Origin of the sequence: Sphingomonas sp. Leaf412 (assembly GCF_001425405.1) — a bacterium.
Classification (GTDB): Bacteria; Pseudomonadota; Alphaproteobacteria; order Sphingomonadales; family Sphingomonadaceae; genus Sphingomonas.
In genome coordinates this window covers 168,950-179,732 of the sequence record NZ_LMQP01000004.1, presented here as the reverse complement: position 1 = coordinate 179,732, position 10,783 = coordinate 168,950, and the positions used below count along the sequence as shown (strand labels likewise).

Genomic DNA, 10,783 nt, shown 5'->3' with positions numbered 1-10,783 from the left:
CTGCCACGGGCGCTGCCCTCTGCGAGGCACCTTCCCCTCACCCCGACCCTCTCCCCGCGGGGGAGAGGGCGCCGGTTTATCCCAATTTTCGGAGGCACGCATGCCCAAGGTACTTATCAGCGACAAGATGGACCCCCGCGCCGCCGAGATCTTCCGCGAACGCGGGGTCGAGGTGGACGAGATCACGGGCAAGACGCCCGACGAGCTGAAGGCGATCATCGGACAGTATGACGGTCTCGCGATCCGCAGCTCGACGAAGGTGACGAAGGACATCCTCGACCACGCCACCAACCTGAAGGTCGTGGGCCGCGCGGGCATCGGCGTCGACAACGTCGATATCCCCGCCGCGTCGGCACAGGGCGTCGTCGTCATGAACACGCCGTTCGGCAATTCCATCACCACCGCCGAACACGCCATCGCGCTGATGTTCGCGCTGGCGCGGCAATTGCCCGAGGCCGACGCCTCGACGCAGGCGGGCAAGTGGGAGAAGAACCGGTTCATGGGGGTCGAGCTGACCGCCAAGACGCTGGGCCTGATCGGCGCGGGCAACATCGGCGGGATCGTCGCGGACCGCGCGCGCGGGCTGAAGATGAAGGTCGTCGCCTACGACCCCTTCCTGACCGAGGAGCGCGCGGTCGAACTGGGCGTGGAGAAGGCGACGCTGGACGAACTGCTGGCGCGTGCGGATTTCATCACGCTACACACCCCGCTGACCGAGCAGACGCGCAACATCCTGTCGGCGGAGAATCTCGCCAAGACGAAGAAGGGCGTGCGCATCATCAATTGCGCGCGCGGCGGCCTGATCGACGAGGCGGCGCTGAAGGCGGGGCTGGACAGCGGCCATATCGGCGGCGCGGCGCTGGACGTGTTCGTGGAGGAACCGGCGAAGGCATCGCCGCTGTTCGGCACGCCCAATTTCGTTTCCACCCCGCATTTGGGCGCATCCACGACGGAGGCGCAGGTGAACGTCGCGATCCAGGTTGCGGAGCAGATGGCCGATTACCTTATGTCCGGCGGCGTCACCAACGCGCTGAACATGCCCAGCCTGTCGGCGGAGGAAGCGCCGAAGCTGAAGCCGTACATGGGGCTGGCGGAGAAGCTGGGCGCGCTGGTCGGGCAGCTGACCACGGGCGCGATCGACCGGCTGTCGATCCATCGCGAGGGCGCGGCGGCGGAGCTGAACCCGAAGCCGATCACCAGCGCGGTGCTGACCGGGTTCCTGCGGACGCAGACCGACACCGTGAACATGGTGAACGCCCCCCTGCTGGCGCGCGAGCGCGGCGTGGAGGTGCGCGAGGTGCGGACCGAGCGCGAGGGCGATTACCACACGCTGCTGCGCGTGTCGGTGCGGACCGCGGATGGCGAGCGTTCGGTGACCGGCACGTTGTTCGGCGATGCCAATCCGCGGATCGTGGAGCTGTTCGGGATCAAGGTCGAGGCCGATCTGGCGGGCCACATGCTGTACGTGGTGAACGAGGATGCGCCGGGCTTCATCGGGCGCATCGGCACGCTGCTCGGTGAGGCGGGCGTGAACATCGGCACGTTCCACCTGGGCCGGCGACAGGCGGGCGGCGAGGCGGTGCTGCTGCTGTCGGTGGACGGCGCGGTGTCGCCCGACCTGCTGGCGCAGGTGAAGGCGCTGCCGGGCGTGAAGACCGCGATGGGGCTGTCGTTCTGATGTGATGTCTGAGCCCTCTCCCCTGCGGGGAGAGGGTTGGGTGAGGGGTTTCCGCGGGCGGTGACCCCGGTGATTATGACCGGATGCAGACCGACCCCGTGCTCCGCGACCGCGCACGCCGGATGCGGCGGGAGATGACAGAGCCGGAGACGCGGCTCTGGCTTGCGCTGCGTGGCCGGCGGTTCGACGGCGTGCGGTTTTCACGTCAGGTAGTGATCGGTCCGTACATCGCCGATTTCTGCGCGAGGTCGATGCGACTGATCGTCGAGGTTGACGGCGATACGCATGCCGATCAAGCGCGGGACGAGAGCCGGATGGTTTGGCTTGAGGCACAGGGATATCGGGTGGTGCGTTTCGGTAACGCTGACGTGATGACGAACTTGGACGGCGTGTTGCATGCCATCGGGGTAGCGCTTGTGGCGGCCCCTCACCCAACCCTCTCCCCGGAGGGGAGAGGGCCTTGTCGTCCACAAGCATGACCGCGCTCCTGCCCGAGGGCCTGCGCGACCGGCTCCCCCCCTTTGCCGATGCCGCCGCCGCGATCGAGGCGCGGGTGCTCGCGGCGATCGGGCTGCACGGCTATGAGCGTGTGGATCCGCCGCTGGCGGAATTCGCGGAAGGACTGGGGTCGCGGCTGAAGGCGGGCGCGCTGCACGATGCGGTGCGGTTCGTCGATCCGGTGTCGCAGCGAACGCTCGCGATCCGGCCCGACCTGACCGCGCAGGTCGCGCGGATCGCGGCGACGCGGCTGGGGCATCATCCGCGCCCGGTCCGGTTGAGCTACGCCGGATCGGTGCTGAAGCTGCGCGCGTCGCAACTGTCGCCGGCGCGTGAGCTGCGCCAGATCGGGTGCGAATTGTTCGGGCTCGATTCGGTCGCGGCGGCGCGCGAGGTGGCGACGGTCGCGATCGACGCGCTGGCGGCCGCGGGGGTCGCGGACCCCTCGATCGATTTCACGCTGCCCGACCTGGTCGACACGCTCGCGGCGGGACCGTTGCCCGTCGCGGCGGAGGTGCTGGAGCCGTTGCGCCAGCGGCTCGACGCGAAGGATGCGGGCGGGGTCGCCGCGCTGGCGCCCGATTACCTGCCGCTGGTGGCGGCGGCGGGGCCGTTCGCGGATGCGCTGTCCCGGCTGCGCGCGTTCGACACGACCGGCGTGCTGGCGTCGCGGCTGGACGCACTGGCCGACATCGCGGCGGCGCTGGAGGGGCGGGTGGCGATGACGCTGGACCCGACCGAGCGGCACGGGTTCGAGTATCAGACGTGGCTGGGCTTCTCCCTGTTCGCGCGCGGCGCGGCGGAGGAGCTGGGGCGCGGGGGCACGTACACCGTGGTGCACGAGGGCGGCGCGGAGGAAGCGGCGACGGGCTTTTCGCTCTACGCCGGGCGGCTGGTCGGCGAGGCGCCCGCGAGCGAGCGGCGACGGCTGTTCCTGCCGTTCGGGACACCGCTGGCGCAGGGCGCGGCGTTGCGGGCGGACGGCTGGGTGACGGTCGCCGCGCTGGACGCGGGGGACACGCCGGAAGCGCAGCTTGCGACGCATGTGTGGGCGGGGGGCAAGGCGCGCGCGCTCGCCGGTTGACCCCCCGCGGCGCCGCCGCTAACCGCGCTCCCGAACGTTTCGAACCCCTCGCGCGCCGAGTCCTGTCGAAGGGCCCGCGGGGTATCCCCGGCAGGGCGGAGACGTGTAACCATGGGCAATGTAGCGGTCATCGGCGCGCAATGGGGCGACGAGGGCAAGGGCAAGATCGTCGACTGGCTCGCCGAGCGGGCCGACGTCGTCGTGCGTTTCCAGGGCGGGCATAACGCGGGGCACACGCTGGTCGTGGGCGAGAAGGTGTACAAACTGTCGCTGCTGCCGTCGGGCATCGTGCGCGGCACGCCGTCGGTCATCGGTAACGGCGTCGTCCTCGATCCCTGGGCATTGCGCGACGAGGTGGCGCGGCTGGGGGAGCAGGGCGTGGTCGCGACGCCCGATACCTTGCGGATCGCGGATACCTGCGCGCTGATCCTGCCGTTCCACCGCGACCTGGACGCGCTGCGCGAGGATGCCAGCGGGGCGGGGAAGATCGGAACGACGCGGCGCGGCATCGGCCCGGCGTATGAGGACAAGGTGGGGCGGCGCGCGATCCGGGTGTGCGACCTGGCGCATCTGGACCAGCTGGAGCCGCAGCTGGACCGGTTGACGGCGCATCACGACGCGCTGCGCGCCGGGTTCGGCGAGGCGCCGATCGACCGCGAACGGTTGCTGGCGGACCTGCGGGAGATCGCGGATTTCGTCCTGTCGTTCGCGCGGCCGGTCTGGCGTGACCTGAACGCGGCGAAGGCGGCGGGGAAGCGCATCCTGTTCGAGGGCGCGCAGGGCGTGCTGCTGGATATCGACCACGGCACCTATCCGTTCGTGACCAGCAGCAACACGATCGCGGGCACCGCCGCGGGCGGCTCCGGGCTGGGGCCGGCGGCGGTCGGGTTCGTGCTGGGGATCGCCAAGGCGTACACCACGCGGGTCGGGTCGGGGCCGTTTCCGACCGAGTTGGAAGACCAAACCGGCGAGCGTCTGGGGCAGCGGGGGCACGAGTTCGGCACCGTCACCGGGCGCAAGCGGCGCTGCGGCTGGTTCGATGCGGTGCTGGTCCGGCAATCGGCCGCGGTCGGCGGGATCACGGGTATCGCGCTGACGAAGATCGACGTGCTGGACGGGTTCGGGGAGGTGCGCATCTGCACCGGATACCGCCTGCGCGGCGAGGTGCTGGACTACTTCCCCAGCCACGCCGCGGACCAGCGGGCGGTGGAACCGGTGTACGAGACGATGGAGGGGTGGACCGAATCGACCGCGGGCGCGCGGAGCTGGGCCGACCTGCCGGCACAGGCGATCAAGTACATCCGCCGGATCGAGGAACTGATCCGTTGCCCGGTCGCGCTGGTGTCGACCAGCCCGGAGCGGGAGGACACGATCCTGGTCCGCGATCCTTTCGCGGACTGACGGACACGGGCCGGTGACGATCGCCACCGGCCCGTCGTCACGCGTTACGGCTGCGGCGTGGGAGCCGTCGTCGGCATCGTGCCGACTCCGGCGCCGACCCCGCCGTTCACCGTCGCGCCCGGCGTCGTGACGGTCGCGCCCGTGCCGACGGTCGTGTCGGGGCGCGGCATGGTCGTCGTGCCGGGCACCGTCGTGGTCGTGGACGTGGTCGTATCGGTACGCCCCGTGGTCTTGCCGCGGCGCGAGGTCGCGCGGTCGGTCGTGGTCGAGCGGGTCGTCGTCTGCGGCATGGTGGTATCGAGCGTGCCGCCCGCGGTGCCGGTGACCGTGCCGGTGGTCTGACCCATCGTGCCGCCGACCCCCGCGCCGACGCCGCCGCCTGCGCCGACGCCGACCTGTGCCGAGGCGGCAGCGGGAAGCAGCACGGCGGCCGCTGCGAAGATCATGATATTGCGCATGTTTCTCTCCTGAGATGCCGCAATCCAACGGGTCGGCATCGGGGAGGTTCCTGTCACCCCCCGCATTGGGCGCGGTGGAGCAACGCCTGATCGGCCAGCACGAGCGCCATCATCGCCTCCACGACGGGGACGCCGCGGATGCCGACGCAGGGGTCGTGGCGGCCCTTCGTCATCAATTCCGTCGCCGCCCCGGTGCGGGTGATCGTCTCTACCGGAGTCAGGATCGAGCTGGTCGGCTTGAACGCCACGCGCAGGCGGACCGGCTGCCCGGTGGCGATCCCGCCCGCGATCCCGCCGGCGTGGTTGGCCAGGAAGGTCGGGCCGTCGTTTCCCGGCCGCATCGCATCGGCGTTCTGTTCCCCCGTCAGCGCGGCCGCGGCGAAGCCATCGCCGATCTCCACCCCCTTGACCGCGTTGATCGACATGCAGGCGGCGGCCAGTTCGCTGTCCAGCTTCGCATACAAGGGCGCGCCCCAGCCCGCGGGGACGCCGGTCGCCTCGCACGCCACTACCGCGCCGAGCGAGGAGCCCGCCTTGCGCGCGGCATCGACCGTCGCTTCCCAGCGCGCCGCGGCGGCAACATCGGGGCAGAAGAAGGGGTTGGCGTCGATCTGAGCATCGTCGAAGTTCGCCGGATCGATCGCATCGCCGCCGATCGCCTCCACCCACGCCCTTACGCGCACCTGCGGGATCACGGCCCGCGCGACCGCGCCCGCGGCGACGCGCGCCGCGGTTTCGCGCGCCGACGACCGCCCGCCGCCGCGATAGTCGCGGAAGCCGTATTTGGCGTCGTATGCATAGTCCGCATGGCCGGGGCGATAGGCGAGCGCGACGTCGGAATAGTCCTTCGACCGCTGGTCGGTATTCTCGATCATCAGGCTGATCGGCGTGCCGGTCGTCCGCCCCTCGAACGTGCCCGACAGGATGCGGACGAGATCGGGTTCGCGCCGCTGCGTGGTGAAGCGCGAGGTGCCGGGGCGTCGCTTGTCCAGCCACGGCTGGATATCCGCCTCGCTCAGCGCGATGCCGGGGGGGCAGCCGTCGACGACCGCGCCGAGCGCGGGGCCGTGCGATTCGCCCCAGGTGGTGAACCGGAACACGCGGCCGAAGGTGTTGAAGCTCATGACGTCACCCCGGCGCGGATGCGCGAATGTTGCGAATGTTGAGACGTTGGCGTGGTTTTGTCGGCGGGGCGAGGGGGATCAGCACGGCACATGGCGGCGACATGGCAGATCGTGGCGAGGTAGGACAGGGGAGGCGCGGCGGGCAGGTCACTCCGCCGCTGCGGCATTCCAATGCTCGCCGAAACGTTCCCGCATGTAACGCGCGGTACCGAAGCGGCCGGCAAGCAGGCCGGGTACGGTAAAGTCGACATCGAGCGCTTCCCAATGCAGGCCGAAACCGCCGCCGCTGATTTCCACCCCGTCGAGTTGCTCCGGCGTCGCCTGTTCAAGACCTTGCGCAAGGGTCGGTGGGAAAGCGAAGGTCGACCCGTTCGTCAGATCGATGACGATCATGCGCGTTGTGCGATCATAACGGACGGCGCGAGCGAGTGGCTTTCCGCGCAGAAATTCCTCGCCGTGGGCGTTGGCGGCATCGACTTGGGCGTCGGTCAGGTCAGCCATGGATTTCCGTCCATTTCGCCCGCAGCGTCGCTTGCTGCGCTTTCATCTCCCGCATTACGCGACGCAACGTGGCTGCGGTCAATCCCCTGTTCCAGATCACGGACGGATCCTCCGTCGCCAGACCGATCGCGATCTTCGCTTCGTCACGCCCCTGCACGACGTGCACATGGGCCGGCAGGTGATCGTCCAGATAGACGATGAAGCGGCATCCGTGAGCGCGATGGACGACGACCACGGCTTTTACGCCAGCGCGATATCCGGGGCGTCCTCCGCCTTCATGCCGATGACGTTGTAGCCGGCGTCGACGTGGTGGACCTCGCCCGTCACGCCGCTGGCCAGGTCGGACAGGAGGTACAGGCCCGCGCCGCCGACGTCCTCGATCGTCACGTTGCGGCGGAGCGGGGAGTTCAGCTCGTTCCACTTCATGATGTAGCGGAAATCGCCGATGCCGCTGGCGGCCAATGTCTTGATCGGCCCCGCGCTGATCGCGTTCACGCGGATGTTTTCGGGCCCCAGGTCCATCGCCAGATATTTGACGCTGGTTTCCAGCGCCGCCTTCGCCACGCCCATGACGTTGTAGTGCGGGATGACCTTTTCCGCGCCGTAATAGCTCAAGGTCAGCAAACTGCCGCCCTCGGGCATCATCGCGCGCGCGCGCTTCGCCACAGCGACGAAGCTGTAGGCGGAGATGTTCATGGTCAGCAGGAAGTTTTCCAGCGTCGTGTCGACATACTGGCCGCGCAGTTCGTTCTTGTCCGAAAAGCCGATCGCATGGACGACGAAATCGATCGTCGGCCAGTCCTTCGCCAGATCGGCGAAGGCGCGGTCCAGCGCGGCCATGTCGGACACGTCGCAATCGATCAGCCGCGCGGTGCCCAGCTGCTCCGCCAGCGGGCGCACGCGCTTCTCCAGCGCCTCCCCCTGGTAGGAGAAGGCGAGTTCGGCGCCCGCCTCGCTCAATTTCTGCGCGATGCCCCATGCCAGGGACCGGTCGTTGGCGAGCCCCATGATGAGCCCGCGCTTGCCCGCCATCAATCCGTTCACGCCGTTACCGCCTGTTGTGCCGTTTTCGTCGTCGCACCCTCTACTACCGGTTCGGGCGGCTCCGCCAGTGCCGCGTTGAGATGCGCGCCGAACACGAGGCCGAGCCCGATGAGGTAGAAGAACAGGAGCATCACCACGACGCCCGCCAGGCTGCCGTAGGTCAGGTCGTAGCCGCCCAGCTGCCCCAGCACGAACGGCAGGCCCGCGGTCATGCCGACCCACCACAAGGCGGTGAACAGCGCGCCGGGCCATTTGCGGCTTTTCGAATAGCGGTATTTGGACGGGGTGACGAAATAGAACAGCATGTACAGCGCGCCGAACATGATCGCGGCGGGGATCAGCCGGGCGAGGCCGAGCCAGCCCGCCACGTCCTGCGCGAAGGGGAGCAGGCGATAGACGAACTGTTCCGCCGCGGTCAGGATTCCCTGCACCAGGAAGGATACCAGCGCGAGAATGACCGACGCGACGATGCCGAGGCTGAGCCCCAGGCGCGCGCGCCACAATGCCTGCGTGCTCTTGGTCCCGTAGGCGCGGCGGAAGATGTCGCGGATCGTCTCCACGAAGCTGCCGACGGTCCACAGGCCGATCAGCGCGCCGAGCCACAGGAGCGAGCCGGTGCGCGACTGGATCACGTCGGCGATCGGCTTGCGCAGCAGGTCCGACACGTCGGGCGGCAGGACGTACAGGAAACTGGCGACCGCGCGCTGCGTCTCCGCGCTCTGCCCCACCAGCGACAGCACGGCGGCGGCGACGATGAAGAAGGGGAACAGGGTCATCAGCGCCAGATAGGCGAGGTTGCCCGCGTGGATGAACCCGTCGGTGTAGACGCCCAGCGCCGAGCGTTTCAGCACCTCGAAAAAGGCGCTGCCCGGCTTCACCTTCGCATATTCCTTGCCGATGACGCGGCGGGCGCGGTGGTGCGCGCGCGCCTCCGGCGTCAGCGGGTTGTCGGTCAAATTGCCTGCGGCGGTATCGGTCACGCGTTTCCCCTTGAAGGGGTCAGACGCCCAGCGTCGAACGCGGGTTCCCCTCCGGCGTCCAGTCTTCGACGAACGCCTTCAGCGCGGCGTCGTCCGCGGGCACGTCGACCAGCAGCGTGACGAGCTGGTCGCCGCGGCCGCCGCCCTTGCGGTGGAAACCGCGGCCCTTGATGCGCAGCGTCCTGCCCGACGTGCTGCCCGCGGGGACGGTCAGCATCACGGGTTTCTCCACCGTCGGCACCTTCACCGCCGCGCCCGCGACCGCTTCCTTCAGCGTCACGGGCAGGTCGAGACGGACGTCGTCGCCATCGCGGGTGAAGAAGCGGTGCGGCTCGACCTCGATCGTGACGATCGCGTCGCCCGCGCCGCCTGGGCCGGGATCGCCCTTGCCGCCCAGCCGCATCTGCGTCCCGTCCTCCACCCCCGCGGGCAGTTTCAGGTCGATCGTCTTTCCGTCTGCCAGCGTGATCCGCTGCGGCGCCAGCGCGGCGGCGTCGGGCAGGGGGACGCGCAGGCGATAGGCGACGTTGCCGCCCTTCGGCGGCGGCCCCGCGCTGCGGCGACCGAAGCCGCCGGTGAAGCCGCCCGCGCCCCTGCCGCCGAACAACCCTTCGAACAGGTCGGATACGTCGGGTCCGCCCGCGCCGCCGCCGAACCCGCCGGCGTCGAATTCCTGGCTGCGGAACCCGCCGCCCGCGCCGCGCGGGGTGCCGCCGCCGTAGCCGAAGGGCATGGCGGGATTGCCGTCGCCATCGATCTCGCCGCGATCGAAGCGCGCTCGCTTGTCCTTGTCCTGCAACAGGTCGTAGGCGTTGGTGACCTGGCTGAAGCGCTCGGACGCCTTCGGGTTGTCCTTGTTGCGGTCGGGATGCAGCTCCTTGGCGAGCTTGCGATACGCCTTCTTGATGTCCGCCTCGGTGGCACTGCGCGCGACGCCCAGCGTCTGGTAAGGATCGGCCATGGGTTCCCCGGTTGGTGTGTTACCCGCCTATGTGGGGCAGAGGGAGCGGTAGCGCAATCCGGGACTGCCCGTCATTGCGAGGAGCGCAGCGACGCGGCAATCCAGGGTTCCGCGAGACGCGCCGGATCGCTTCGCGCGCGATGACGACGGATCAGGATGCGGCGACCGCCACGGGTTCGTCCTGCGGGGCGACGTCGACCGACACGTCCATCGCCTGCGCGCCCGATCCCAGCACGACGCCGTCGACGGGGGCGATCTCGGCATAGTCGCGGCCGATCGCGACGACGATATGGTCGCCCGCCATCCAGATGCCGTTGGTGGGATCGACCCCGACCCAGCCGCGCGCCGGGCCGCACCACAGCAATACCCATGCGTGCGTGGCGTCGGCGCCGACCAGCCGTTCCTGCCCCGCGGGCGGGATCGTGCGGATGTAGCCCGAGGCATAGGCGGCGGGCAGGCCCGCCGCGCGCAGGCCCGATATCATGATCTGCGCGAAATCCTGGCACACGCCGCGGCGCTTCGCGAACGCCTCGTGCGGGGGGGTGTCGACCAGCGTCGCGGTCGCGTCGAAGGCGAAATCGTCCTGGATCCGGCGCGCGAGCGCGATCCCCGCCTCCAGCGCGTTGCGGTCCGGCGACAGGTCGGGCGCGCAATAATCCGCGATCGCGCGGTCGAGCGGGATCAGCGGGGAGGGGTAGAGATAGGCCGCGGGCGAGGCGGCGGACAGATCGGTCGAGGCGCGCGCCATCGCCGCGACCTCACCCAGCGTCGGATCGTCCGCCTGCGGCACGGGCACCAGCCGGTCGACGCGGACGCGCGCGCGGCTCTCGATCGTCAGGCGGCGGACGGGTTCCTCCACCACCAGCCGCGTGACATGCGCCAGCCCCGCCTCCGCACGCGCCGGATAGGTGCGGCCCGACGGCGCGACGGTCAGGGAATAATCCTCCACCTGCTGCCCCGGCCAGTCGATCGGCCGCAGCCGCAGGTTGCAGCGCGCGAACTTCACGGCGTTGCCATAGTCGAAGCGCGTGATGTGGCGGATGTCGTAGATCAT

The 10,783-nt window shown here is 69.7% G+C and carries 12 protein-coding genes; 4 read left to right on the top strand and 8 right to left on the bottom strand.

Annotated elements, in window-relative coordinates:
* The first annotated feature begins 100 nt into the window (after positions 1-100).
* The 4 genes from serA to ASG29_RS15125 all read left to right on the top strand — a co-directional run bounded on the left by serA (position 101) and on the right by ASG29_RS15125 (position 4,661).
* Positions 101-1,678 (top strand): phosphoglycerate dehydrogenase, encoded by a 1,578-nt coding sequence (gene serA / locus ASG29_RS15140; protein ID WP_055986175.1) that lies wholly within the window; start codon positions 101-103, stop codon positions 1,676-1,678.
* 83 nt (positions 1,679-1,761) lie between these two features.
* Positions 1,762-2,157 carry an endonuclease domain-containing protein gene (locus ASG29_RS15135; RefSeq protein WP_082516188.1) on the top strand — a complete coding sequence of 132 codons (396 nt, stop codon included), beginning with the start codon at positions 1,762-1,764 and terminating at the stop codon, positions 2,155-2,157.
* Complete coding sequence (locus ASG29_RS15130) at positions 2,154-3,260, top strand: ATP phosphoribosyltransferase regulatory subunit (RefSeq protein ID WP_055986172.1); 1,107 nt, start codon at positions 2,154-2,156, stop codon at positions 3,258-3,260. Before ASG29_RS15135 ends, ASG29_RS15130 begins: the two co-directional genes overlap by 4 nt.
* 111 nt (positions 3,261-3,371) lie before the next feature.
* Entirely contained in the window at positions 3,372-4,661 is a 1,290-nt protein-coding gene (locus ASG29_RS15125) for an adenylosuccinate synthase (protein WP_055986169.1), read from the top strand.
* Between the two features lie 44 nt (positions 4,662-4,705).
* On the opposite strand, the gene ASG29_RS15120 is transcribed toward ASG29_RS15125, so the two are convergent.
* The 8 genes from ASG29_RS15120 to ASG29_RS15085 form a co-directional block, all read right to left on the bottom strand.
* Complete coding sequence (locus ASG29_RS15120) at positions 4,706-5,119, bottom strand: hypothetical protein (protein ID WP_055986166.1); 414 nt, start codon at positions 5,117-5,119, stop codon at positions 4,706-4,708.
* Positions 5,120-5,172: 53 nt separating this feature from the next.
* The gene (aroC, locus tag ASG29_RS15115; RefSeq protein WP_055986163.1) at positions 5,173-6,243 is read right to left on the bottom strand and encodes a chorismate synthase; all 1,071 of its coding nucleotides are present in this window, start codon (positions 6,241-6,243) and stop codon (positions 5,173-5,175) included.
* Positions 6,244-6,390: 147 nt separating this feature from the next.
* On the bottom strand, positions 6,391-6,744 hold the full coding sequence (locus ASG29_RS15110; RefSeq protein WP_055986161.1) for a DUF2442 domain-containing protein: 354 nt from the start codon (positions 6,742-6,744) through the stop codon (positions 6,391-6,393).
* The gene (locus ASG29_RS15105; RefSeq protein ID WP_055986158.1) at positions 6,737-6,979 is read right to left on the bottom strand and encodes a DUF4160 domain-containing protein; all 243 of its coding nucleotides are present in this window, start codon (positions 6,977-6,979) and stop codon (positions 6,737-6,739) included. Before ASG29_RS15105 ends, ASG29_RS15110 begins: the two co-directional genes overlap by 8 nt.
* A gap of 5 nt (positions 6,980-6,984) precedes the next feature.
* Positions 6,985-7,788: an enoyl-ACP reductase FabI gene (gene fabI, locus ASG29_RS15100; RefSeq protein ID WP_055986155.1), complete on the bottom strand. Its 804-nt coding sequence runs from the start codon at positions 7,786-7,788 to the stop codon at positions 6,985-6,987.
* The gene (locus ASG29_RS15095) at positions 7,785-8,768 is read right to left on the bottom strand and encodes a YihY/virulence factor BrkB family protein (protein ID WP_055986152.1); all 984 of its coding nucleotides are present in this window, start codon (positions 8,766-8,768) and stop codon (positions 7,785-7,787) included. The genes fabI and ASG29_RS15095 overlap by 4 nt, the downstream gene beginning before the upstream one ends.
* Positions 8,769-8,787: 19 nt before the next feature.
* Complete coding sequence (locus ASG29_RS15090) at positions 8,788-9,729, bottom strand: DnaJ C-terminal domain-containing protein (RefSeq protein WP_055986150.1); 942 nt, start codon at positions 9,727-9,729, stop codon at positions 8,788-8,790.
* 151 nt (positions 9,730-9,880) lie between these two features.
* A partial coding sequence (locus ASG29_RS15085) for a transglutaminase family protein (protein ID WP_055986147.1) occupies positions 9,881-10,783 on the bottom strand: 903 nt, incomplete at its 5' end.

Coding starts and splice junctions, on each gene's coding strand:
- serA (WP_055986175.1), top strand. CDS start 101: ATGCCCAAGGTACTTATCAGCGACAAGATGGACCCCCGCGCCGCCGAG.
- ASG29_RS15135 (WP_082516188.1), top strand. CDS start 1,762: ATGCAGACCGACCCCGTGCTCCGCGACCGCGCACGCCGGATGCGGCGG.
- ASG29_RS15130 (WP_055986172.1), top strand. CDS start 2,154: ATGACCGCGCTCCTGCCCGAGGGCCTGCGCGACCGGCTCCCCCCCTTT.
- ASG29_RS15125 (WP_055986169.1), top strand. CDS start 3,372: ATGGGCAATGTAGCGGTCATCGGCGCGCAATGGGGCGACGAGGGCAAG.
- ASG29_RS15120 (WP_055986166.1), bottom strand. CDS start 5,119: ATGCGCAATATCATGATCTTCGCAGCGGCCGCCGTGCTGCTTCCCGCT.
- aroC (WP_055986163.1), bottom strand. CDS start 6,243: ATGAGCTTCAACACCTTCGGCCGCGTGTTCCGGTTCACCACCTGGGGC.
- ASG29_RS15110 (WP_055986161.1), bottom strand. CDS start 6,744: ATGGCTGACCTGACCGACGCCCAAGTCGATGCCGCCAACGCCCACGGC.
- ASG29_RS15090 (WP_055986150.1), bottom strand. CDS start 9,729: ATGGCCGATCCTTACCAGACGCTGGGCGTCGCGCGCAGTGCCACCGAG.